This window comes from Amycolatopsis tucumanensis, from assembly GCF_021654135.1.
GTDB classification, from domain to species: domain Bacteria; phylum Actinomycetota; class Actinomycetes; order Mycobacteriales; family Pseudonocardiaceae; genus Amycolatopsis_E; species Amycolatopsis_E tucumanensis.
Map to the genome: position 1 here is coordinate 512,515 of NZ_JAKGSD010000001.1, position 23,511 is coordinate 536,025.

The 23,511-nt window shown below is 74.7% G+C and carries 22 protein-coding genes; 13 read left to right on the forward strand and 9 right to left on the reverse strand.

Annotation, left to right across the window (positions count from 1 at the left end; translation table 11 throughout):
* Positions 1 to 26: 26 nt before the first annotated feature.
* Complete coding sequence (locus tag L2C96_RS02655; RefSeq protein WP_020422761.1) at positions 27 to 614, reverse strand: TetR/AcrR family transcriptional regulator; 588 nt, start codon at positions 612 to 614, stop codon at positions 27 to 29.
* Between the two features lie 73 nt (positions 615 to 687).
* On the opposite strand from L2C96_RS02655, the gene L2C96_RS02660 reads away from it, so the two are divergent.
* Positions 688 to 2,007 carry a cytochrome P450 gene (locus L2C96_RS02660; RefSeq protein ID WP_237334962.1) on the forward strand — a complete coding sequence of 440 codons (1,320 nt, stop codon included), beginning with the start codon at positions 688 to 690 and terminating at the stop codon, positions 2,005 to 2,007.
* On the opposite strand, the gene L2C96_RS02665 is transcribed toward L2C96_RS02660, so the two are convergent.
* Both L2C96_RS02665 and L2C96_RS02670 read right to left on the reverse strand, forming a co-directional pair.
* Positions 1,994 to 2,413: a hypothetical protein gene (locus L2C96_RS02665; protein WP_237334963.1), complete on the reverse strand. Its 420-nt coding sequence runs from the start codon at positions 2,411 to 2,413 to the stop codon at positions 1,994 to 1,996. The two genes, L2C96_RS02660 and L2C96_RS02665, sit on opposite strands and share 14 nt — an antisense overlap.
* 762 nt (positions 2,414 to 3,175) lie before the next feature.
* Complete coding sequence (locus L2C96_RS02670; protein WP_237334964.1) at positions 3,176 to 3,769, reverse strand: helix-turn-helix transcriptional regulator; 594 nt, start codon at positions 3,767 to 3,769, stop codon at positions 3,176 to 3,178.
* A gap of 78 nt (positions 3,770 to 3,847) precedes the next feature.
* On the opposite strand from L2C96_RS02670, the gene L2C96_RS02675 reads away from it, so the two are divergent.
* Entirely contained in the window at positions 3,848 to 4,225 is a 378-nt protein-coding gene (locus L2C96_RS02675) for a cupin domain-containing protein (RefSeq protein WP_237334965.1), read from the forward strand.
* Between the two features lie 267 nt (positions 4,226 to 4,492).
* Here L2C96_RS02675 and L2C96_RS02680 read toward each other — a convergent pair whose 3' ends face one another.
* Positions 4,493 to 6,451, reverse strand: coding sequence for a VWA domain-containing protein (locus tag L2C96_RS02680; RefSeq protein ID WP_020423224.1), 1,959 nt, complete (start codon positions 6,449 to 6,451; stop codon positions 4,493 to 4,495).
* Positions 6,448 to 7,845 (reverse strand): ATP-binding protein, encoded by a 1,398-nt coding sequence (locus L2C96_RS02685; RefSeq protein WP_237334966.1) that lies wholly within the window; start codon positions 7,843 to 7,845, stop codon positions 6,448 to 6,450. Before L2C96_RS02685 ends, L2C96_RS02680 begins: the two co-directional genes overlap by 4 nt.
* A gap of 79 nt (positions 7,846 to 7,924) precedes the next feature.
* Here L2C96_RS02685 and L2C96_RS02690 point away from each other — a divergent pair, with 79 nt between their 5' ends.
* Together L2C96_RS02690 and L2C96_RS02695 are read left to right on the forward strand one after the other, a co-directional pair.
* A complete protein-coding gene (locus L2C96_RS02690) occupies positions 7,925 to 8,722 on the forward strand; it encodes an Rv1486c family protein (RefSeq protein ID WP_027936651.1) in 798 nt (265 codons plus the stop codon).
* Positions 8,723 to 8,790: 68 nt separating this feature from the next.
* Complete coding sequence (locus tag L2C96_RS02695) at positions 8,791 to 9,711, forward strand: hypothetical protein (protein ID WP_237334967.1); 921 nt, start codon at positions 8,791 to 8,793, stop codon at positions 9,709 to 9,711.
* Between the two features lie 6 nt (positions 9,712 to 9,717).
* Here L2C96_RS02695 and L2C96_RS02700 read toward each other — a convergent pair whose 3' ends face one another.
* From L2C96_RS02700 to eccCa, 4 genes are all read right to left on the reverse strand, one after another.
* Positions 9,718 to 10,218 carry a hypothetical protein gene (locus tag L2C96_RS02700; protein WP_237334968.1) on the reverse strand — a complete coding sequence of 167 codons (501 nt, stop codon included), beginning with the start codon at positions 10,216 to 10,218 and terminating at the stop codon, positions 9,718 to 9,720.
* 426 nt (positions 10,219 to 10,644) lie between these two features.
* Entirely contained in the window at positions 10,645 to 11,820 is a 1,176-nt protein-coding gene (locus tag L2C96_RS02705) for a hypothetical protein (RefSeq protein WP_237334969.1), read from the reverse strand.
* Between the two features lie 2 nt (positions 11,821 to 11,822).
* The gene (locus tag L2C96_RS02710) at positions 11,823 to 12,119 is read right to left on the reverse strand and encodes a hypothetical protein (RefSeq protein ID WP_237334970.1); all 297 of its coding nucleotides are present in this window, start codon (positions 12,117 to 12,119) and stop codon (positions 11,823 to 11,825) included.
* Positions 12,120 to 12,130: 11 nt separating this feature from the next.
* The gene (eccCa, locus tag L2C96_RS02715; RefSeq protein WP_237334971.1) at positions 12,131 to 16,078 is read right to left on the reverse strand and encodes a type VII secretion protein EccCa; all 3,948 of its coding nucleotides are present in this window, start codon (positions 16,076 to 16,078) and stop codon (positions 12,131 to 12,133) included.
* A gap of 117 nt (positions 16,079 to 16,195) precedes the next feature.
* On the opposite strand from eccCa, the gene L2C96_RS02720 reads away from it, so the two are divergent.
* The 9 genes from L2C96_RS02720 (at position 16,196) to mycP (ending at position 23,136) form a co-directional block, all read left to right on the forward strand.
* Positions 16,196 to 16,597: a YbaB/EbfC family nucleoid-associated protein gene (locus L2C96_RS02720; protein ID WP_237334972.1), complete on the forward strand. Its 402-nt coding sequence runs from the start codon at positions 16,196 to 16,198 to the stop codon at positions 16,595 to 16,597.
* Positions 16,594 to 17,028 carry a WXG100 family type VII secretion target gene (locus tag L2C96_RS02725; RefSeq protein WP_237334973.1) on the forward strand — a complete coding sequence of 145 codons (435 nt, stop codon included), beginning with the start codon at positions 16,594 to 16,596 and terminating at the stop codon, positions 17,026 to 17,028. The genes L2C96_RS02720 and L2C96_RS02725 overlap by 4 nt, the downstream gene beginning before the upstream one ends.
* A 32-nt stretch (positions 17,029 to 17,060) precedes the next feature.
* Positions 17,061 to 17,351, forward strand: a complete 291-nt coding sequence (locus L2C96_RS02730; protein WP_157358854.1) for a hypothetical protein — start codon at positions 17,061 to 17,063, stop codon at positions 17,349 to 17,351.
* Positions 17,352 to 17,418: 67 nt separating this feature from the next.
* Positions 17,419 to 18,897 (forward strand): DUF6973 domain-containing protein, encoded by a 1,479-nt coding sequence (locus tag L2C96_RS02735; protein WP_237334974.1) that lies wholly within the window; start codon positions 17,419 to 17,421, stop codon positions 18,895 to 18,897.
* A gap of 135 nt (positions 18,898 to 19,032) precedes the next feature.
* A complete protein-coding gene (locus tag L2C96_RS02740) occupies positions 19,033 to 20,706 on the forward strand; it encodes a hypothetical protein (RefSeq protein ID WP_237334975.1) in 1,674 nt (557 codons plus the stop codon).
* Between the two features lie 19 nt (positions 20,707 to 20,725).
* Entirely contained in the window at positions 20,726 to 21,208 is a 483-nt protein-coding gene (locus tag L2C96_RS02745; protein WP_237334976.1) for a hypothetical protein, read from the forward strand.
* Entirely contained in the window at positions 21,205 to 21,564 is a 360-nt protein-coding gene (locus tag L2C96_RS02750; protein ID WP_237334977.1) for a YbaB/EbfC family nucleoid-associated protein, read from the forward strand. The genes L2C96_RS02745 and L2C96_RS02750 overlap by 4 nt, the downstream gene beginning before the upstream one ends.
* Positions 21,551 to 21,871, forward strand: a complete 321-nt coding sequence (locus L2C96_RS02755; RefSeq protein ID WP_237334978.1) for a hypothetical protein — start codon at positions 21,551 to 21,553, stop codon at positions 21,869 to 21,871. Before L2C96_RS02750 ends, L2C96_RS02755 begins: the two co-directional genes overlap by 14 nt.
* Positions 21,868 to 23,136, forward strand: a complete 1,269-nt coding sequence (gene mycP / locus L2C96_RS02760; protein WP_237334979.1) for a type VII secretion-associated serine protease mycosin — start codon at positions 21,868 to 21,870, stop codon at positions 23,134 to 23,136. Before L2C96_RS02755 ends, mycP begins: the two co-directional genes overlap by 4 nt.
* Positions 23,137 to 23,511: the final 375 nt, after the last annotated feature.

A 23,511-nucleotide genomic window follows, 5' to 3' on the forward strand; every position in this document is an offset into this window, starting at 1 on the left:
CGCGGCGCGTGACCGCATCGGGTGAGTCAGGCGCCCGGGAACGAGGCGGCCCACATCGCCTCCAGGCCGGCCGTCAGCTGCTCCGACGTCGGCGCCCCGTCCGGGTCGAGCAGCCACTGCACGGCCAGCCCGTCGCAGATGGCGATCACGAAGCTGGCCACCGCCTGGCAGCGCGGGTCGTCGGCCGTGGTGCCGTCCGCCAGCGACCGCGCGACCAGCTCGGCGACCTTCGCGCGGCAGCGCCGGTACTGCTCGGCGAACTGCTCCCGCAGCGACTCGGTCCGCTCGGCCTGCGCCAGCGCCTCGACGTAGGACAGCAGCAGCGCCCGGCTGGCGGGCAGGCTGTCCAGCATCGCCGCCCACGCGCGCCGCCCGCGCTCGATCGGCGGGACGGCGGGCTCGGCCATCGCGATCGAGGCCAGCTTGTCGGTCCACTCCTCGAACACCTCGCCGATCGCGGCGTTGAGCAGGCCCGCCTTGGACCCGAAGTGGTACCCGATCGAGTGCAGGTTGGTGTCCGACGCCGCGACCAGGTCCCGCGCCGTGATGTGCGCGTACCCCTTCTCCTCCAGCAGCCGCCGCGCGGCGGCGAGCAGCTCTTCCCGGTGTCCCACACCGGAACCCTAGCTGGACACCCGAGTTACACGTGCGTATAAATGAGGCACCGGTCACGTCGAGGAGGTCGCGATGAGCGTCGAAACCCCGTCCCGGACGAGCGCGCTGCCGCTGCCGCCCGGCCCGAGGCTCCCGGCGGGCGTGCAGACGGTGCTCTTCGGCAACTTCCGGCACGTGCTGATGCCCCTGCTGCGGCGCCGCTACGGCGACCTCGTCCGCCTCAACCTCTACCCCGAGCGGCACGTCGTGCAGCTGGCGGACGTCGACCACATCAAGGCCGTGTTCAGCGGGCCCGCCGACGTGTTCCACGCCGGCGAGGGCAACATCATCCTCAAGCCGCTGATGGGCCCGCACTCGGTGCTGCTCACCGACGAGGACGTGCACCTGCGCGCCCGCAAGCTGCTGATGCCCGCCTTCCACGGCGCGGCGTTGCGCGGTTACCGGGAGATGATCACTGAGCTCGCCGAGGCCGAGGTCGCGAGCTGGACGCCGGGCCGGGTGTTCCGGTCGCACGAGCGCATGCAGGCGCTGACGCTGGAGATCATCCTGCGGGTGGTGTTCGGCGTCGCCGAGGGGCCGCGGCTGGACGAGCTGCGTGCCCTGCTCACCAGGATCGTCGACATCGGGGTGCTCGAACTGTTCGGCTGGCACAACGCGAAGCTGCGCCGGTTCGGGCCGTGGCGGCGCTACAGCCTGGCGCAGGACAGGGTGGACGAGCTGCTCTACGCCGAGATCGCCGACCGCCGCAAGGCCGACGACCTCGACGGGCGCGGCGACGTGCTGTCCCGCCTGCTGACGGTGCCCGCCGAGGACGACCGGCTCTCCGACGCGGAGCTGCGGGACCAGCTGATCACCCTGCTGCTGGCCGGGCACGAGACCACCGCTACCGCGCTGGCCTGGTCATTCCACGAGCTGGCGCGGGACCCGGCGCGGCAGCGGCGGGCGAGCGAGGCGGCCGACGCCGGGGACGAGAAGTACCTGGAGGCGGTGGCCAAGGAGGCGATGCGGCAGCACCCGGTGATCTCCGAGGTGGCGCGGCGGCTGACGCGCGACATCGAGATCGGCGGCTACCGGATTCCCGCCGGCTACACGGTGATGCCCTCGATCGCGCTGGTTCAGGGCGATCCGGCGCACCACGAGGACCCGGCGGCGTTCCGGCCGGAGCGGTTCCTCGACGGCGGCCCGGCGTCCGGCACGTGGTTCCCGTTCGGCGGCGGCGTGCGGCGTTGTCTCGGTGCCGGGTTCTCGCTGCTGGAGGCGACGATCGTGCTGCGGGCGGTGCTGACGCGGTTCGCGGTGGAACCGGACCGCGCCCGCGGCGAGCACTCGAAGCCGCGGCACATCACGATGGTGCCCGGGCGGGGCGCCCGGATCGCGGTCATCCCCCGGTGAGGAGCAGGCCGCCCAGCGCGACCAGGGCGAGCACCGTGACGGCCTCGAGGACGACGTAGACGAGGTGCGCCCGGGACCGCGGCACATCCTCGCCCGCCAGCACGCGGTCGGAGCGGCGGTTCAGCGGCGGCCGGACCACGGCGAGCTGCACGACGAGCACGACTGCGGCGACCGCGCCGGCCAGGTAGACCGGCCACCGGACGTCCGACAGGGCGACCCCGGCCGCGACGAGGATGGCGAGCACCACCTCGGCCCGGTTGAGCGCGCGGAAGACGATGCGCCCGATGCCCAGCCCGAGCGGCACGGTCACGCCGGGAGCGCGGAACTTCAGCGGCGCCTCCAGGAACGAGATGCCGAGCACCATGCCCAGCCAGAGGCAGGTGACACCACCGGCGAGTTCAGCCATGGAGAACCTCCAGTTCGGGGCAGGGGTACGGACCGGGGCAGGGCAGGTGGTTCGCGCGCGTCGCGGAGTCAGGCATCGGCCCGCCTCCGGTTCGGCGCGGGCATTCGGGGCGGCGCCGGTGGTCGCGCGCGGAGCGAGTCAGACATCGGCGGGCCGGTTCGGCGCTGGGCAGGTGGTTCGCCCGTGCCGCTGCGGCCACCGGCCGGCCCCGGCCGCGGCAGCGTTCGGAGCGGCGCGGGTCCGGGAGCGGCGAGGGCCGGTTCGGCGCCGGCCAGGTGGCTCGCCCACCGAGCCCACACAGCCATCGACTGCCCCGGCTCAGCGCGGGGGTTCGAGTCGGCGCGGGGTCGCCGGGAGCCGCGCGGGGCCATCTCGGCGCGGGGCCGGTGGTTCGCCCGTGGCGCCGCGTCAGCCACCGGCCGTCCCACGCCGCGGCAGCGTTTGGGGCGGCGCGAGGGCCGGTTCGGCCCCAGGCAGATGGTTCGGCCACCGAGCCCACCAGCCATCGACTGCCCCGGCTCAGCGCGGGGGTTCGAGTCGGCGCGGGGTCGCCGGGAGCCGCGCGGGGCCATCTCGGCGCGGGGCCGGTGGTTCGCCCGTGGCGCCGCGTCAGCCACCGGCCGTCCCACGCCGCGGCAGCGTTCGGAGCGGCGCGAGCGTCGGTTCGGCGCCGGCCAGGTGGTTCGGCCACCGAACCCACCAGCCATCCACTGCCCCGGCTGGGCGCGGGGGCTGGGGTCGGCGGTACGCTCGCGCGTCGGCTCAGGCATCGGCCGCCGTCTCCAGCTCCACCACGCACGCGTCCGGGTCGGCGAAGGGCAGCAGGCGGCTCGCGCGGAGGGGGCCGTCCGCGAGGGCGCCGTTCAGCATGCCCAGGTGCACCGAGCACACCGCGTCGCGGTGGCGGGACGCCAGCTCCAGGAACGGGCAGTGCCGCAGGCGGATCCGGTGCGGGTCGGCGGCCTGCTCGGGCTCGAAGCCCAGCTCGTCGAGAATGCGCACCACCTGCGCGGGCGTCTCCGGACGCGCGTTGAGGCGGCGGCCCCACGCGGCGCCCGCCGTCTCCGGGTCGCCGGGTCCGCCCGTCAGCAGGATCTCCGCCAGCACCTCGTAGCGCCGGTCCCGGCCCCGCGCCGCCACCGGCGGCACCCGGTACTCGGCCGCGGGCCGTCCCGGGCCGCGCGCGTGGCCCGGCGCCCGCTCGACCAGCCTGTCGGCCACCAGCTGGTCCAGGTGGAAGCGCACGCTGTTCGGGTGCAGCCCGAGCCGCCCGGCCAGTTCGGCCACGCCCACCGGGCCCGTCTCCCGGATCGCGCGCAGCACTTCGGCACGGCGTCCCGGCACCTGGTGCGTCATCGTGGCCTCCCCTGCGCGCGGGTTATCCTGGGCCTGAATTTATCCAAGGATTTTTCGTACTAACAGGGCGGGGTTGGATTGCGCACCACGGCACACCGGCACGGCCCGAGCGAGACCCTCCCGGCGAACCTCCAGGAGATCGCCGCGGCGGGCGACGGCGCGCCGGGCATCCTGTGGCGGCTGCGCGAGGAGGGCCGCCAGCTCGACGCGAACCTCGTGCACCTGCCCGCGGGCGAGCGGATCGGCACGCACGCCGAGCCCGACCTCGACCTGCTGCTGGTGGTCGTGACCGGCGCCGGGAAGCTGACCAAGGGCGAGGAGACGCTCGACGTCGGCCCCGGCTCGCTGGTGTGGCTGGCGCACGGGCAGGCCAGGGCGATCGAGGCGGGCCCGGAGGGCCTGGCGTACCTGACCGTGCACCGCCGCCGCCCGGGGATGCGGATCGGACTCCGCTAGCGGGGGCGATCGCGACCCCACTGGCGGCGGGGCAAGGCGGGAGACGGCACATCGCCGCGCCGCGGGCTGCGGGCACCGGCCTGCCGCCTCCGGGTGCGGCGGACCGGGGTGCGTTACCCCGCGGGGCGCGGCAGCCGCCGCGGGCCCCGTGCAGCCGAAATCCTCCCGGCGCAACGGCGATCGCCGCGCCAAGCCGCGCCGCCCGCAGGCGGTGGGACCGGCGGCGATCGGCGCATCACCGCCCGACGGGCCGCCGACGGCCGGCCGCTACCGCCGCCGGGTGCGGAGGTAGTCGCTGATCACCGCGGCTCCCAGGCCGTCCACCTCGGGCGCCACGACGCGCCCGCCCGACCGCCGCGCGATCAGGTCCACGAACGCCGCCAGCCGCGGGTCGTCGCCGAGGCGGAACACCGACACCGAGGCGCCCATCTTCGCCAGGCGGTCCACTTCGGACAGCGTCTTGACCAGGGTGCGGGGCTGGGGCGGGTAGTCGAACTCCGCGGTGCCGTCCGGTTCCAGGTGGGCGGTCGGCTCCCCGTCGGTCACCATCAGCACCACCGGCTGGGCGTCCGGGTGCCGCCGCAGGTGCCGCCCGGCCAGCAGCAGCGCGTGGTGCGCGTTGGTGCCCTGCTCCCACACCCCCTCCAGCCCGACCAGCTCCGGCAGCTCCACCGTTGCCGCGTACCGGCCGAAGGTGATCAGCTGCAGCGCGTCGTTGCGGAAGCGGGTGGAGATGAGCTGGTGCAGCGCCAGGGCGGTGCGCTTCATGGGCAGCCAGCGCCCCTCGGACACCATCGACCACGACGTGTCGACCAGCAGCGCCACTGCGGCTCGCGACCGCAGCTCGGTTTCCACCACCTCCACGTCGGACACGTCCAGCCGCACCGCGCCGCCGCCCGTCGAGGCCGTCCGCAGCACCGCGTTGCGCACCGTGCGGGACACCTCCCACGGCTCCCGGTCGCCGAACTGCCACGGCCGGCTCGCCCCGGTCGGCTCACCAGCCGCGCCCGCCGACTCCGTCTGCCGCTCGCCGGTCTTGCCGCGCAGCGAGTGCACGATGTCCGACAGCGCGGTCTCCCCCAGGCGCCGCAACGCCTTCGGGGTCAGCCGCAGCGAGCCGTCCGGCGCGCGTTCGAACAGACCCTGCGACCGCAGCTCCCGCTCCAGCTCGGACAGCCGCCGCGCGTCGACCCCGGCGTCCGGCCCGAGCTGGCGTTCCAGCGCCTCCAGGTCGATGTCCTCCAGGCGGGCGCCGGGGTAGGACTGGGCCAGCTGCTCGGCCAGCGCGTCCAGCTCGGCCAGGTCGGCCATCGCCTGCGCGCCCTCGCCCAGCCCCAGCGGGTCCTGGCCGCGGAACCGCGCCGAGGACGTCCAGTCCTCCCCCGGCCGCATCGCCTGCAGCCGCGCGTCCAGGCCGGCCAGCTGCTGCCCGATGCGCGGGTCGCCGAACGCCTGCTGCGCCAGCTCGGCCAGCTCCGCCCGCTGCTCGGCCGACATCGAGTTCAGCATCCGCTGGGCGGCGGCCGCCCGCGCGGCCAGCGCGTCGATCAACTCGTCCACGTCGCGCGGGTTCTCCGGGAAGAACTCGCCGTGGCGGCGCATGAACTCGTCGAACCGCTCGTCGATGTCGTCCACGCCGCGGGCGTGCGCGTCGAGCAGGGCGTTCAGGTCGGCCAGCATCTGGTGGACGCGCTCGACGTCCTCCTGGCTGGTGCTCTGCAGCGCCTGCTTCATGCCCTCGAACCGCGCGTCGAGCATCTCCCGGCCGAGCAGGTCGCGGATCTGCTCGTACTTCTCCCGGCCCTCCTCGGACCGCCACGGGTACTCCGACAGTTCGCGCACCGCGGCGGCCGTGCCCGGCGGCAGCGCGTCGAGCTGCGCCTCGGCGAAGCGGGCGTCGTCGGACGGGTCGGGGAACAGCGCCCGCTTCTCCGCGTCCAGCGCCTCGTCGAGCAGGCGCCGCACCTCCTGCAGCGTGCCGTCGAGGCGGTGCCGCCGCTGGATCTCGGCGCGGCGCTGCCACACCCGGCGGGTCATCTCGTCGAGCCCGCGCGTGTTGCGGGTGCCGCGGCGCAGCAGCTCCTCCAGCGCCGACCGCGGCGACGCGCCGTCCATGACCTCGCGGCCGATCTCGTCGAGCGCCTCGCGCAGGTCGATCGGCGGGGCGAGCGGGTCGGGGCCCTCGTGCCACGGCCCGTAGGACCAGCCCTCGGGTGCGGTGCTCACGGCCCGTACACCGTGGTCGCGTCGTCGGAGTCCTTGGCCAGCTGCCGCGCCAGGTACAGCGACTCCAGCGCCAGCTCGACGGCCGCCGCGATGCGTCCCGGCTCGTCGGTAGCCGACACCCCGGCGCGCTCGGCGACCTCGTGCAGCACCGGCAGCTCGGGCAGCGCGGCGAGCAGGTCCGCGCCCGGCACGCGCTCGCCGGTGGCGACCAGGTGCCCGTTGGACACCGCCTCGACCAGCGGGCGCAGGTTGAGCCCGCCGAAGCGCTCGCGAGCGGTCTCGGCCACCGCGCGGCGCAGCAGGTGCACCAAGTGCTCGGTCTCGCGGCCCTCCTCGCCCGGCTCGAACTCGATCTTGCCGCGCAGCACGGCGGGCACGGCCTCCAGGTCGACCGGGCGCGCCACGGCCGGGTGCTCGCCGGTCAGCGCCGCCCGGCGCAGCGCCGCCGCCGCGACGGTTTCCGCCGCCGCGACCGCGAACCGGGCCGAGACGCCGGACCGCTGGTCGACGACGGTCGACTCGCGCAGGTTGCGCACGAACCGGGCCAGCACCTCCAGCAGCGGCTCGCCGACCTCGGCGACCAGGTTCGCCTCCTGGCGCACCACGTCCACCTCGGCGGCGACGGTCAGCGGGTAGTGGGTGCGGATCTCGGCGCCGAAGCGGTCCTTGAGCGGGGTGATGATCCGGCCGCGGTTGGTGTAGTCCTCGGGGTTGGCGGTGGCGACGAGCAGCACGTCCAGCGGCAGCCGCAGCGTGTAGCCGCGGATCTGGATGTCGCGCTCCTCCATCACGTTGAGCAGCGCGACCTGGATGCGCTCGGCGAGGTCGGGCAGCTCGTTGATCGCCACGATGCCGCGGTGCGCGCGCGGCACGAGTCCGAAGTGGATGGTCTCCGGGTCGCCGAGGCTGCGGCCCTCGGCCACCTTCACCGGGTCGACGTCGCCGATCAGGTCGCCGACCGAGGTGTCCGGCGTGGCCAGCTTCTCGGTGTAGCGCTGATCGCGGTGCAGCCAGGTCACCGGCAGGTCGTCGCCCAGTTCGGCGGCGCGCCGCCGCGAGGCCGGGGTGATCGGCTCCAGCGGGTGCTCGGCCAGCTCGGAGCCCTCGATCACCGGGGTCCACTCGTCGAGCAGGCCGGCCAGGGTGCGCAGCAGGCGCGTCTTGCCCTGGCCGCGCTCGCCGAGCAGCACGACGTCGTGCCCGGCCAGCAGGGCGCGTTCGAACTGGGGCAGCACCGTCCGGTCGAACCCGACGATCCCCGGCCACGGGTTCCGGCCCTCGCGCAGCGCGGCGAGGAGGTTGTCGTGGATCTCGGTCTTGATGCTGCGCGGCAGGTGCCCGGCGGCGCGCAGCTCCCCCGCGGTGCGCGGGAGGTTCTCGGGTGCGGGTGTCACGACTACGACGCTACGCACGTCCCGCGGTGTCGTCGACGTGGAGCAACTCCAGCGTCCGGGTGCCGTATTCTGGATCGCCGTGTGCTGTCCCAGTGCGACCCTCACCGTGTGGGCCTCGGCGTGGCTGTCCGGCGCCGCCGCGTCCGACGACGTCCTCGACGCGCTCCTGGCGTGGGGCGAGGCTCACGAGGTGGTGGCCGCGGACGCCGAAGCCGCGGTGACGCTCGACCTCCCGCTCGCCGGCGACTTCCCCGGCACGCCCGTCCAGCTGCTCGCCGCGTTGCGCGCGCACGGCGCCGGCCCGGCCCGGCTGGTGCTGCCCGCGCCCGGCGACCCGCGTGGTCTCGGCGGCGGCGGGCCGTTCACCGAGGCCGCGATGCGGGCGGGTGAGGCCGTGCTGCTGCCCGGGCTGGGGTTCGGGCTGGTGCCGGTGCCGATCGCGGAGGGGCTGGTGCGCTGGTCGGTGCACAAGGTCGCGGTGCCGCTGAGCCCGGACTACGTGGCGCTGAGCGAGGCGGAGCACGGCCTGACCGACGCGATCCGCGATTCCGCGGGCGCGCTGCAGGCGCTGGACGTCGCGCGGGACCGGCCGGGGGTGCGTGCCGAACTGGCGGCGAAGCTGCGGGCGCGGCCGCACCTGAACTGGCCTGCCGGAACTCCGGGGCGGGCGCTGCGGGTGCTGCAGCGGGCCGACGAGGTGGGCGCGATCCTGGCGATCGCGGAGATCGACGAGCCGGGCGGCGCGCTGTCGTCGTCGGCTGCGGTGCGCCGCGCCGACGCCCTGCGCCCGCTGCGCACGGCGGTCCGCACGGCCCGGCACGCCGCGATCAACGAAGCGGTCCGGCAACTCACCGAACAGGGTGACCGGCAGCCCTGATCGGCGGCTTGACAGCGTGGTGTTTCCTTGATCCGCACACATCGTCGTAGCGGCAGGAGACATCTTCCGTGGATCTCGGTGACCCCACCACCAACCCGATCTCGTTCACGCTCGGTTCGGCCGACGAGTTCTTCACCGAGCCGGTCGGCGCGCGGGACGAGGACGGCTACCGGCGCGCCTGGCAGCGCGTGGTGGCCGAGCACGGCGCCGAAGCCGCCCGGGTCACCCGCATCGCCGCCTACTGGGAGCCCTCCGCCGCGGACCGCAGGTTCCTCGACGAGACCTTCGCCGACGCCGGGCTGCAGTTCATCTTCGAGCGGCCGGAACCGGCACGCTGGGACGGCGCGCTGGCGAAGGCGCAGCAGGTGCTCGACGAGATCCTGCGTGCCGAGGAGGCCGAGGAGCTGGCGGCGGAAGCCCGTCGCGCCAGGGAGAAGCAGGCGGGCGGCGAGCTGCTGCCGGTGCTGCGCAGCGGTTCCCTCGGCGGCAGCGACGTGGTGCGGCAGACGATGCCGTGGCTGCCGGTGGCCGGGCGCGACCTGTTCGCCACGTTCGCCTACACCGCGCTGACGCCGCACGGCACGGTCGGGATGCGGCACGTGCTCAGCAAGCACCTCGGCGGGGAGGCGGACTTCACCGGGATCGTCACGGCCGCGCTGGACTCGGTCAAGGAAGGCCTGGTCCTGGAGGAGGCCGTCACCGAGACCGGGCGCCTGATCCGGATGCACCGCCCGGACGGCTTCGGCGCGGCCGGCGCGGTCATGCTGCCCGACTTCCACGAGCGGATGTCCGGCATCCATGGCTGGGACGAGCTGACGGTGGCGATCCTCTGCCCGGACGACCTGTGGATCACGCGGTCCGGCACCCCGGACGCCGACCGGCTCGCCCAGGAGGTGCGGGCGGCCGGGCAGCAGGCGCCCGAGCTGCGGCCGTCGCTGCTGAGCGTCACCGCGACCGCGATCGACCTGGTCGTGGAAAGCGCTTCCTGACAGGGTTCAGGTGACCGGTCCGGGCTGGAGCACCAGCGCGGGCTTGCCGTCGACCAGGGTGAGGCCGACCTCGATCGAGGGGGACCCGCGGAAGCCGAAGCTCGCGCCGCCGAGGCCGGGGCCGATGCTGGACTGCGCGCCGCCGCCCTGGGGGTAGGTGACGCTGAAGGTGAGGCCCTCCGCGCTGATCGCGGTGACGCGCATGGAGGCGTAGTGGAACCGCGCGGCGTCCAGCGGGATGGTGGTGGGCTTGGACAGCAGCAGGGTGCAGTCGCCGTCGAAGCAGTCCCGCACCTTCGAGCTCGGCGGGGCGGGCGGGTTGGGGTTCGCGGTCGTGGTCGTCGGCTCCGCGGAGGTCGAGGTGGTCGGTGGGACGGTGGTGGCCGGGGCCGTGGTCGGTGGGGCCGGCGTGGTGGACGGCGGGGGCTGCTGCGCGACCGGGGCGGCGGTGCCGCAGCCGGCGAGGACCAGGGACAGTGCCGTGAGGGCGAAGACGTGCTTGCGCATGGTCCATTGGTAACGGGGATCGCGGCCGGGGTGGGTGCCGTTGTCCGGTTCCTGCCGTGGTCCGGAGTGGACGGTGACGCTTGAGCACCGACACCGCACCCGCGTTGCCCGCCACTGTCACGTTCCCGCCGCGGCCCGGGAATGAACCGTCACGCCCGCGGGTGCCGGATCCGCCGCGGGTCGAGCACCGGTTGAGCGAGACCGCGCCCGGGGTCGCCCGCCGTTGTCCCGCTCGCGCCGCGATCCGGAATGGACGGTCACGCTCGCGGGTGCCGGATCCGCCGCGGTTGAGGCTTGGGTTTGAGCGGTGGACGGTCACCTCGGCGGGTGCGGAATCCGCCGCGGTTCAGGCTGCGGTTCGAGCAGCGAAACCGCACCCGCGTTGCCCGCCACTGTCACGTTCCCGCCGCGGCGCGGAAAGGACCGTCACGCCCGCGGGCGCCGGATCCGCCGGGGTTCGGGCTGGGGTGTCTCCGGTTTGAGCGGCGACACCGTGCCCGGGTTCGCGACCTGCCACACCTCGCGGTCGAGCGTCTCCGGCTCCGCGGGCGCGGCCGTCTTCGCCGACATCGCCACCGGCCGGTAGCCCGCGGCGGTGGGATCGGCGACAGCCGACCGGCCACGCAGCCGTGCCGGGACACCCGGCGTCGCCTGGCCGGCCCGGGTGCGCCGCTCCTCTCCCGCCGGGGAGACCCTGGACCGGCGGCCCGTCGTCGACGCGGTGGTGCCCGGAACCATCGGCGGCATCATCATGGGCGGCACCATCGCCCCGCCCGTGCCCGGTGATCCCGGTTTCGCCCCGGCCGCCAGGTCGGGTGGCTGCGGCGCCTGCGGGACCTGCGGCGCGGCGGCCAGCGGGACGGGGTGGGCGGCCCGCTCGATCCGCGGCGGCAGACCAGACCCCGCCGCGGCGCGAGAACCGGACCCCGCCGCGGCACGACGGCCGGACGCCGCGCGGCTCGTGGCTGCTCCGGGACGGGCACCACCCACCCCGGTCCGCGGGCCGGACTTCGCGCCCGGCCACCCGGCGCCGGACGGGACCGCGACCAGTCCCGGCATGGACACGCTCCCGGGCGGCAGCGACGAACCCGGCACGAGGCCCGGCGCGAGACCGGGCGCGAGGTCGCCGGTGAGCACGAACACCGGCGCGGCACCGGCGGAGGCACCGCCCACCGCGGCCAGGACCGCCTCGGCGGCGGCGAGGAAGTACCGGTCGAGCTCGTCGAGATGACCGGCCGCTTCGGTGTGGCTCGCCTCGGTGCCCCGCTCGACCGTGCCTGCCACCTTGCCGCGGGTCAGCACGAGCTGGGCGGCGAGGTCGTCGAGCGCGGCCCACGGCCGGGCGGCCGTGATCCGGTCGAGCGCCTCCTCGATCGCGGCACGACGACGCTCGGCACGCGCGGCGAAGTCCGCCCCGGTGGCGTCCGTCCACTCCGGACGCAGCCGGTCCAGTTCGCGGCCCAGCGCCGCGGAGAGGTCCCTCAGCTCGCCGGCGACCGTCCGCCACATCCGCGCGGCCTGCTCGACCCGCTCGAGGTGGCTGTGGGCCTCGACGTCGGCGAGCGCGAACTGCACCATCGCGGGCAGCCTGTCGTAGTCCACGATCACTCCTCCCCCGGCAGGAACGCGAAAGCACGCGCCCCGGCGTCGTCACCGGCCTGGTAATCCGCGGCCGCGGCGGCCGCCGCCTCCCGCAGGGCCGTGATGGCGTCCCGGGTTTCGGCCAGGAACTCCGCGAGCGCGAGGGTGGCGACCGCGTCGGCGGCGGCGAACGTGCCGCACGCCTGCATGCCACCGGCGCACGGCTCCGATCCGGGCGGCTCCGCGACCGCGGCGGGCGGCTCGATCCGCGAGGCGAACTCGCGCATCGCGTCCGGGTCGCCGTCCAGCGTTTCGCACATGGCTCCTCCGTTCAGTCCTTCGCGAGCCACGCGAGCTGCACGAGCCGCGGCGCGTGCCGCCGCCCGGTCAGCCACGCCCGGCCGGGCGGCAGCAGTTCCGGTTTCAGCCCGCCGAGCAGCGGCCCCTCGTCCTTGTCGCCGGACATCAGCAGCCCGGGCGACCCGACGTCGCGCAGCCGGGACAGCAGCGGTTCGAACAGCGCCCGGCTCGCGCCCCCGGTGCGGCGCGCCAGCACCAGGTGCAGGCCGATGTCGCGGCCCTGCGGCAGCAGGTCCAGCAGCGGCAGGAACGGGTTGTCGGTCTGGCTCACGGTCAGGTCGTAGTCGTCGACGAGGACGAACAGCTCGGGCCCGCGCCACCAGCCGCGGTCCCGCAGCTGGTCCGGGGTCACGTCGGGCCCGGGCAGCCGCACCCGCATCTCGTCGGCCACCTGCCGCATCAGCTGAGTGGTCGTCTCCCGGTCGCTGCCGTAGCCGATGAGGTGCTCGGTCGTGACGTCGCCCAGCAGCCCGCGCCGGTGGTCGACGACGATCAGCCGCGCCCCGGCGGGTTCGTAGGCGTCGGTGATCGCGCGGGCGACCGCGCGCAGGAACGTCGTCTTGCCCGCCTCGGTGTCGCCGAGCAGCACGACGTGGGGGTCGGCGCCGAAGTCCAGGTGCACCGTGCCGAAGTCGTCCTCGGCGATGCCCACGGCCAGCCGGTGCGACGCCGCGTCGTGCTCGCCGGCGAGCTGCGCGTAGGGCAGTTGCGCGGGCAGCAGCCGCACGGGCGGCGCGGGCGGGCCGGCCCATCCGGCGGCCACCGCCTCGACCAGGGCACGCACGCCGCTGCCGAGATCGGCCGGATCGTCGTCGCCGTCGATGCGCGGCAGGGCGATCAGCATCTGGTGCCTGCTCGTCGTGACGCCGCGGCCCGGCGCGCCCTCCGGGACCTTGATGGCCGAGGCCCGGTCCACCATGCTGTCCACCGGATCGCCGATGCGCAGCTCCAGCCTGCTGCCGAACAGGTCGCGGATGTTCATGCGCAGGTCGAACATCCGGGCGGCGGAGACGATCACGTGGACGCCGTAGGAGAGCCCGCGCGCGGCGATGTCGGTCACCGCCGCCTCGAGGTCCTCGAACTCGCCGCGAAGCGTGGACCACCCGTCGACGACGAGGAACACGTCGCCCCACGGGTCCGCGCTCCCCCGCCGCCGGTAGGCCGCCATGCCGTCGATCTCCCCGTCGGCGAAGGCGCGCTCCCGCCGTGCGATGAGGGTCCGCAGTTCGGCGATCGTGCGCCGGACCGCGCCGGGGTTCTGCCTGCCCGCGACACCGCCGACGTGCGGCAGGCCGCGGATCGACGACAGCGTCCCGCCGCCGAAGTCCAGGCAGTAGAACTGCACTTCGCGCGGGGTGTGGGTGAGGGCGAGGCTGGTGATGATCGTGCGCAGCGCGGTGCTCTTGCCCGACCGCGGCCCGCCGACCACCAGCACGTGCCCCGCCGCCCCGGACAGGTCGAGCACCAGCGGGTCCCGGCGCTGCTCCAGCGGACGGTCGGTGATCCCGATGACGGCGCGCAGCGCGCCGGCCGGGCCCTCGTGCGCGCCGAACCCGCGGCCGTCGCGGTGCTCGAGTGCGGGCAGCAACGCGTCCAGCGTGGGCGACTCGGCCAGCGGCGGCAGCCACACCTGGTGGGCCGGGGTGCCGCGGCCGCGCATCCGCTCGACGAGGATGTCCAGCACGCTTTCGCCGACCGCGTCGTCCTCCTCGGCGGCCTCCCCCGGGACCTCGGCGGGCAGGGCGGGCGCCAGGTACCGGGTGGAGTACTCCAGCAGCTCGGGCACGTCGTCGCCGCCGCGCTCGGCCGCGCCCCCGTCGCGCACGCGGTGCGCGCCGGAGACGTAGGCCGAGCGGAACCGGACCATGGCTTCGTCGTCGCACTTGAGGAATCCGTGCCCGGGCGCGCGCGGCAGCTTGACCGCGTCGCCGACGCCGAGGACCGTCCGGCTCTCCACCTCGGAGAAGGTGCGCAGCCCGATCCGGTACGACAGGTGGGTTTCCAGGCCACGCAGGCGGCCCTCCTCCAGCCGCTGGCTGGCGAGCAGCAGGTGCACCCCGAGCGACCGGCCGACCCGGCCGATCTGGACGAACATGTCGATGAAGTCGGGTTTGGCGGACAGGAGCTCGCTGAACTCGTCGCAGATCACCAGCAGGGTCGGCACCTCGGGCAGCGGCGCGCCGGTGGCGCGGGCGCGCTCGTACTCGCGCAGCGAGGCGAAGTTCCCCGCCGCGCGCAGCAGCTCCTGCCGCCGCAGCAGCTCGCCGTTGATCGCGTCGGTCATCCGGTCCACCAGGTGCAGCTCGTCGGCGAGGTTGGTGATGACCGCGCTGGTGTGCGGGAGCTCGTCGAGCGTGGCGAAGGTGGCGCCGCCCTTGAAGTCGACGAGCGCGAAGTTCAGCGAGCTGGGCGGGTGGGCGACCGCCAGCGCCAGGACGATGGTGCGCAGGAGCTCGCTCTTGCCGGAGCCGGTCGCGCCGATCAGCAGGCCGTGCGGCCCCATGCCGTCCTGGGCGGGCTCCTTGAGGTCCAGCTCGACCGGGGTGCCGTCGGTGGCGACGCCGAAGCGGATCCGCAGCCGGTCCCGGGTCGGGCGCTGCACCCAGGTCGCGGCCGGGTCGAACGTGCGCGGGTCGCCGATGTCGAGCAGCTCGGCGAGGTCGAGGTCGGTGCTCAGGGGCTGCTCACCGCGCCCGCCCGCGCTGGCCCGCAGCGGCGCGAGCTGCCGCGCGATCGCCTCCGCCGCCGGGATGTCCAGGGCGTCGGCGTGCCCGAGCTGGACTGTGCCGTCGATCGTCTCGCCCGTCAGCGCGCCGTCGGCGGCGACGTGCAGGACGATGGTCGCCGGGTCGAGGGCGCGCGGCGGCGGGGTGCGCAGGTCGACGAGCGTGACGCCGTCCAGGCCGCCGTCGGCCATCAGCTCGTCCGAGCCCGCGGTGGACCCGCCGTCGAGCACCACCACCAGGTGCGGCAGCGCCTCGCGGTTGTCGAAGGCGGGGTCGAACCGCTTCCGCTCCCCGAGCAGGTCGTCGACCATCGCCTCGATCGACACGATCGACGTGGCCACGAGCCGCAGCGGGCCGGCCGCGTCGGTCCGCTCGGGGTGCAGGGCGTGCGGCAGCCACTTGAGCCAGTCCCACGCCTCCTGCGCGGTGTGCGCGGGGCAGGCGGCGATGCGCAGGTCGTCGGGCGAGTGCAGCGACGCCAGCTGCACGAGCACCGCCCGCGCCAGCGCCGCGCCCCGCGCGTGGTCGCCGGTGACGTGGATGCGGCTGAACCCGTTGACGGCCATGGCGAGCGGCAGGCCGGGCACGGCGGTGTAGGTGGTGAGGAAGCGGCGCAGCGCGAGCGCGGACAGCGGCTCCAGCTGCTCCAGCGGCTTGGCCTCCGGCGGCACGAGGGTCAGCGCCGGGCGCTGCGGGCCGGTGCCGATGCGGGCGACGCCGAAGTCCGCGTCCAGCGGGCGCCGTTCCCACAGACGGTGGCTGCCGACGAGGGTCAGCAGGGACTCCGGTTCCGGGTGCAGGTACACCATCGCCTGGCGCTGCTGGTGGATCGCGCGGGTCAGCCGCAGCCGGTGCTGCCCGAGGTGACGCAGGTAGGCGCGGCGTTCCTGGGCCATCTCCCGCTTTCCCGGACCGGCGGAGTTGAGCAGCGACACCGCGATCATGCCCAGCACCCCGACGCCGAACAGCCCGAACACGACCAGCCGCAGCACGCCGGAGCCACGCCCGAAGCTGCCGGTGAACAGCAGCATCATCGCCGCCATCATCGCGATCATCGGGATCACCATCAGTACCTGCGTCCACTGCCTGCCCGCCGGGCGCGGGATCTCCGGCGGCGGGTCGAGGATCAGCTCACCCGACGGCTGCTCCGGCGCGGGACGGCGAACCGGCCTGCGCACCACGACGGTCCCCATCGCGACTCCCCTCTCTGCCCGGACCCGATCCTCGCCTGAACCGCTCCGATGAGGACGGTGGTGGCAGGAACGTGCCGCGTCGTGCCGCCGGCGTCCGGTGCGCACGATCCTGGCTCCATGGAGCTGCCGAGCATCGACCACGAAGCCCGCCGCGCCGGTTACCGGCGGCTGCGTGACGACCTGCTGGAGATCCGGTCCAGGGTCGCCGACGTCACCGCCACCGCCGAGTCGCCGGACGGCCTGATCAGCGCGACGGTCGCCGGCCGGGGTGAGCTGACCGGGCTGCGCATCGATCCGCGCCTGTACCGCTCGCCCGATTCGACGGCACTGGCCGCGTCCATCCTGGACACGATCCGGGACGCCGTGGACGACAGCCGCGAGCAGATCGCCGAGATCACCCGGGAATACCTGCCGGCCGGCGCGGCTGGCAGGAACGTGCCGCGCCCGTCCTCCGGCGGCCGCGCCCGGCTTAGCGTCGGGGGCGGCGAAAGCCGCGGAAACGGAAGGAGAATCCAGTGACCGGTAACGGTCTGATGGACGCCAACACCGAAACCCTCACCAGGGTGGTGCAGATGGCGGCCGTGGTGGTGCAGGAGATCGAATCGCAGCGCGGGAAGCTCGACGGGGAGGTGAACTCCGTCATTCCCGCGCAGTGGAGCATGGATCAGTCCCAGTCGCTGCTCGTGGCGCACAAGAAGTGGGACGCGGCGATCCGCAACCTGTGCGAGAAGCTGCAGAAGCTGGGTGAGGACACCCAGTTCGCCGTCAACGACTACATGGACGTCGACCAGCAGGGCGCGCGGTGCTTCAACGGCGCCGACAGCGGGTCCGGCTTCGGGGGCTCCGGGTTCGGGTCCGGTGGCCTGGGGTCCGGCTTCGGTGGCACCTCGGGTGGCGGTGTCGGCTCCGGCCAGACGTACGCGTTCGCCGGGGTGCTCCGCGCCCTCTGACCGGGCACCACACAACGGAAAGGAGTTGACTCGTGACCCGTAAACTCGCGATGTTCGGTGCGCTGGACGGCCTGTCGGCGAGTATGAACGGCTGCGTGCAGGGCGTGCAGCAGTCCATCGATTCCTGGCGCCAGGCCTCCGGGATGGGCGAGAGCGACTGGCTCGACTCGGCGGGCGGGCAGTTCGCCGAGATCAGCCGGGCCTGCCAGCAGGTGATGGCCGCGGGCCAGGAACTGCTGCAGGCGATGAACCAGGGTGTCCAGACCTGCAACCAGGAGAACATGGGCGCGGTGCAGCGCTCGTGCGCCCGGCTGGGCGCCTGAGTCACGACCGTGGTGTCCCGGTGCGCACCCGGCGCACCGGGACATCCGTCGTCCGGAGGAGCTTGACATGGCTGAGGCAACGTCCGGCGGCACCGCGACCGCGCCGCAGAGCGACGCCCCCGCGGCCGCCCCGCCGTCCGCCGAACCGGCATCGGGCAAGCAGGCGGCCGAGGACACATCGAAGGCCCAGAACAACTCGAAGGCCGAGAACACCTCGAAGGCCGAGAACACCTCGAAGGCCGAGAGCACACCGGCCGCCGGGCACCGTGACGGCGGCGGCGGTGCGGACGGGTCCACTGCGGACGGTGCGGAGACCGGTGGGGTCGCGGGGGAGGTCCTCGCGGACGTGCCGCCACCGGATCCGGGCCCGGTGCAGGCCGCGCACGAGGGGTGGGAACCCGTCGCCGAGCGGGCCCGGCAGACCGGCGAGGAAGCCCGGGGCGCGACGCGGGAGCTGCCCGGCGCGTGGCCGGACGACAGCGGGGCCGCCATGTCCGAGCGCACCGGGTCCGCCGTCCGGGAGACCGACGAGGTCGCTCAGGACGCGCAGACCGTGACCGCCACGTTGAACAAGACGCGGGAAGCCTACACACGCGCCCGGTCCCAGATGGAGGCCGAGGCACAGCAGGCGGACGACGACGCGCGCCTCGCCCACGCGACGATGGGCCCCGGCCCGGAGGCCGACCTCGCCACCGAGCGGGTCAAGCAGACCGCGCGTGAGGCGAACCTGCAAGTGCGCACCGCGACCCAACGGCAGGTGGACGCGGACTGGGCGAACGTCCGCCTCACCGGAGCGGAGCAACCGCCGGGGACTCCGGACCCCGGTCACCCGGCGCCGCAACCCGGCGGCGCTGGGCCGGACGCCGCCGGGGACCTCGACCACGCACAGCGCGTGCTCGACCAGGCGGGCCGCGACGGACTCGTCGCGAACCTTCCCAGGCCGCCCACGGACGAGGAGCTGCTGCGCGACTACCAGACCGGGGACGAGGAGACGATCGAGGTCATGGGCAAGCAGGTGGTGCCCAGCGAGGTGCTGGCGAGCGCCCTGCGGGACCCCACGGGCCTGCCGATGATCGACCCGATGAGGGTGAACCCGGCCAACTCCTGGCGCCACTGGGAGATCTCGGAGGACGCCACCGCCGCGGGCGAGCAGAGCTTCCCGGATCCGGACGGCTCCGGACCGGCGGGCGGCCGTGAGGGCACCGGCGACAACCATCGCGACGCGTTCCGCCACGCCTACTGGAACGCGCTGATGGCCAGGGAGTTCGGCGAGAATTCGGCCGAGCAGGTCGGCACCGCGCACGAGCGCCGGCCCGACGACCCGGTCGACGGGCAGCCCCCGCTGTTCGCGGAACGGCAGGAGGCGATGGACCTCTACAACAACGAGATCGGCCGCCGGATCGCGACGGAGCTGGGACCGCAGGCCACCGACGCCGACGTCCGGGCCGTGATCGAGCAGGCCATCCGCGGCGGGAAACTGGTCGTGTTCAACCAGGACCACACCGGCCTCGTGCCCAGCGGCGGTGCCGAGGACTTCCCGCCGTGACCGTCCCGGGTCGCTGTCCCGCCAGGCCGCCGCGTGGCCGGAACAGGTCACCGTCCACTGTGCCCCTCCCGCCGCCGCGACACTGAAAACACCGAGACTCCGGACAGACCGGCGACGCTTCAGGGGAGTGCAGAGGTGCCCGAGTCATCAGGAAACGGCGGCAGCGCACCGGCCGAGGCCGCACCGGCGAAACCCGCCGAGGCCGCACCCGCGGCCGAGCCCGCCCCCGCGGAACCGGCCGAACCGGCATCGTCCGAACCCGCCTCGTCCGAACCGGCCTCGTCCGAACCCGCCTCGTCCGAGCCCGCGTCGGCGGAACCAGCCAAGGACGCACCGGCGGAACGGGCCGAGCGCGCATCGGCCCAAACCTCCGGCCAGGAGGAACCCCGGAACGAGCCGGGCCCGCAGGCGCCGGCCCGCAACGACAACTCCGCTCCGGGTGATTCTCCCGGCGGCGAACTCGGCAAGCGCGTCTTCGGGGAAAATCCGCTGTCCGACGCCGACACCGGCGCGCTGGGCGAGGCGCGCGACCGGGCCGCGCGGGCCGGGGAGGACCTGCGGGGCACCGCCGAGAACACCACCCGCGCGGCCGGCGATGGCCAGTGGCGAGATCCGGCAGGGCAACGGCACACCGAGCAGGTGAACGCCCAGGCAGCCGACGTCGCCGCGCTCGGCGACGGCATGGACGAACTCGGCCGGTACCTCGACGAAGGCGCGCGCATCCACGACGGCGTCCGCGAGACGCGGGTGAGCGCGGTCGACCAGGACAACCCGGTCTACGAGCTGGCGGGCGCGACCTTGCCCCCGCCGGAGAGCGACGCCACTCAGAACCGCGTTGCCCGCGACGCGATCACCCGCGACCGGGAGGTGATCGACCAGGGCGTGGAACTGATGCGCCAGGCCGGCGAGCGGTTCATGCGCGGCACCGAGCAGGCGTTCGGGGCGCTGCGCGAGCCGACGGAGCAGGTCGGCCAAGCCCTCCGGGACCAGGGCTGGCACGTCACGCCGGTCCAGTACGAACGGGGACCGGTGGAGCGCGCGCACCGGCTGGAAACCACCGTCGCGGAGGGGAAGGCCGGATGGCGCGAGCGCTTGTCCGGGGCGAACAAGACCGGCGACCACGCCCAGCGCAGCAAGCTGACCGATCCGTCGGCGACCGTGAACTACGACGCGGTGCGGGACGCGTCCATCCAGCTCGATTCCGGGCAGCGCCGGCTGGAACTCGCCGGCCGGGACGTGCCCGTCCAGGTCACGGCCGACGCCACGGCGTGGCGCAGCGACCAGTTGCCGGACCAGGGCGGGTGGTACACCGAGTACCTGGACACCCCGACCCCGAAGGCGGGCCGGTTCGAAGGCAAGGCCGCGTGGGGAGCCGGAGCGTCACTGGTCGCGCGCGGCACCGTCGGCGACGTCACCGCGCTGGGTGACGTCAACGCCTCGGTGGGCCTGGAGGGCAAGGCGAAACTCGATGTCGGGTCCCGGTTCTTCGGCGGGGAGGCCGGCGGTTCGATCGGGGCGCGGGCCGGCGTCGGCGGGATCGCCGAGTACGGCGGGATCGGCGCGAGCGGCCGGGCCGAGGGGATCCTCGGGCTCGGGATCGAGGGTGGCGTCACCTTCGGCGAGAACAAGGACGGCGACTGGGTGATCGGCGGCAAGATCGGCGCCGCGCTCGGGATCGGCGGGAAGGTGGAGGGGCACATCGTCATCGATCCGGAGCGGGCGGGCCGGACGCTCGCCGATCTGGGATCGGCGATCGCCGACGGATTCCGCAACCCCGGCCCCGCGATCCCCTCCCCCACCTTCTACTAGCGCATCGAGGAGCCCCACCGTGTTCACGAGCATGCCGTTCCCCGTCGGGTTCGCCGTTCCGCCCGGGTGGCGGGCTCCCGGGCCGTCGGAGACCGGCTGTCCACTGGGGACGGTGGCCTGCGTGCGGTCCGAACCGGCCGCCGTCATCGCCGCCGCCGGCGGGTTCCGGCCGGACGGCGCGAGCCTGCCCGAGATCGCCGCCGAGTCGGTGCGTGACCTGCGCGAGTCCGGCGCCGTCGTCGAGGTGCTGCGCCGGACGGAAGTCGGCGCGGCCGGCTCGCCAGGGCTCGCCCAGGTCCTGCGCGTCCACGCACCCGGCGCGGCGGAGGTCGTGCAGTGCCAGGCGTTCCTCGCGCTGCACGACGTCGACGACCACGGCAAACGCGCCGTGCTGCGGTTCGTGATGGCCACGACCGGGGCCGGGGAACTCGCGGAGGACTTCCGCCGGTTCCTCGGCTCCATCCGGCCGGGCACCAGCCAGGAGGACGAGGAGATCCCATGACAGACCACGCACGACTGCGCGCGGAGCTGCTGGAGACGCGCACCCGCATCGCGGCCATCGAGGTGACCGCGGACTCCCCGGACGGTCTGGTCAGAGTCACGGTGGCCGGGCGGGGCGAGGTGAGGGAGCTGCACCTGGACCCGCGGATCTACCGGGCGGCCGACCCGAAGGCGCTCGGCGCTTCCATTGTGGACACCGTGCGGGACGCGGTCGAGCAGTCGCGGCGGCAGCTGTTCGAGATCGTCCGCCGCTACCTGCCGCCGGGGGCGAAGTACGAGCACACCGACGTGCACACCGATCCCTTCATCACCCAGCTGGACAAGAAGATCGAGGAGTGTGGCGATGACCGGCTATGACATGGACCCCGATGCCGTGACCCGCAGCATCAACCGGCTGCGCGCCGCCGGGGAGGACTTCGGCTCGGCGTGGGCGAACCACAAGCAGGCGATCCAGGCGGCGCAGGGACGGTTCGGCAGCGACGTGCTCGCCCAGGCGTTCCTGGAGAAGTACCTGCCGATCGCGGAGAAGCTCACCGCCAGGGCCGACGCGATTCCGGGCAGCTACGCCCGGCTGTGCGACGACGCGATGGGCTGTGTCGCCGACTACCTCGCGGCCGAGAACCAGGGCACCGGCGCGGTGCGGCGGCTGACCGGCACGTCATGAGGACGGTCAGCTTGGGGACGGCCGCCGCGCTCGCGGCGGCCGTCGTCGTCTGTCCGGGAGCCGCCGCGGCCGCACCCCCGCCGGGCGCGTGCGGCAGCGAGCCCGCGCCGGCGAGCCCGGTCGTCACCGAGCTGCCGTGGGCGCAGAAGACGCTGGACTTCCCGGCCGTGCACGAGCACGCCACCGGCGCCGGGGTGGTGGTCGCCGTCGTGGACTCCGGGGTGGACGCCGACCACCCGCAGCTGCGGCAACCCGGGAAGGTGCTGCGAGGGCAGGACTTCTTCCTCGTCGGCGACCTGCCCGGCGGCTTCGACTGCGTCTCGCACGGCACCGGGGTGGCCAGCATCATCGCGGCCGCGCCGGTCGCGGGCGCCGGGTTCACCGGGCTGGCGCCGGACGCGACGATCCTGCCGGTGCGGATCAGCGAAAGCGACGGCGGCACCGAGGGGATCGACCCGGAGGTGCTCGCCAGGGGGATCTGGTTCGCCGTCGACGCCGGCGCCGACGTGATCAACCTGTCAGTCGCGGGCGGCGCGGACGACCACTTCGTGCGCGACGCGATCCGGCACGCGGTGGAGCGGGACGTGGTCGTGGTGGCGGCGGCGGGCAACGGCCAGGAGGGGCCGGCGCCGGGCCCGGTGACGTACCCGGCCGGGTACGACGGTGTGCTCGGGGTCGGCGCGGTGGACATGGCCGGGGCGCGGTTGCCGAGCTCGCAGATCGGGCCGCAGGTGGACCTGGTGGCGCCCGGCGGAAGCGTGCTGTGCGCGGCGCGGGTGGCGGGGCACCAGTACCGCGACGGGACCAGTTTCGCCGCGCCGTTCGTGGCCGCGACCGCGGCGCTGGTGCGGTCGGCGCGACCGGACCTGTCCGCGCCCGAGGTGGCCGCGCGGCTCTTGGCGACGGCGACGCCGTCTCCCGGCGGGGCGGCGTACGGGGCCGGGATGGTGAACCCGTACCGGGCGCTGACGGCAGCGCTCGTGGACGCGCCCCCGGCCGCGGCGCCAGTGCTGCAACGCCCTTCGCCGGACCCGGAGCAGGTGCGGGTGTCCGCCTGGTGGGCGGGCCGCACGGCCGGCGCGCGGCTGCTGGCGGTGCTGACTCTCGCGGCGGCGGTGCTCGGTGCGGTGGTGGCGCTGGTGCTGACCCGCGGACGCCGCACCGGTTGGCGCGCGCGGCGCGCGGAACTGCCCCCGGCCGAGCCGGTGCGGGACGAGCTGCCGGAGGAGATGTTCCTGGTGCCACCGCCACCGGCGGACCGCTGAACACCGCGACCCGCACGGCCGGGTTGCGCGGCTGGCTGCGGCACCCGGCCGAGCCGCCGCGAAGCGGCCCGGCCCAGAAGCTCTTTCCGGTGGGAGAGCAGCGAAGCCCGGCCGGGCTTCGCTCGGCGCTTCTGGCCGAGCACGGCTCCCACAGGCAGGCGCGTGCGCGCCCGCGTCCGATGTCGGCCAGCCGACGCCCCGCCGGTCTTTCCGGCGGGGCTTCGCTGTGCTCAACCGAGCACAGCCGCCGGGTCCAGAGCGCTCCCCAACGGCACCCGGCTGACCATCCCCGCCGGCAAGCGCACCGGCGCGACTTCGCCGTAGCCGAGCACCCCCAGCACCGCCCCAGCTTGCGCGCCCGCGCGCCAGCCGGGC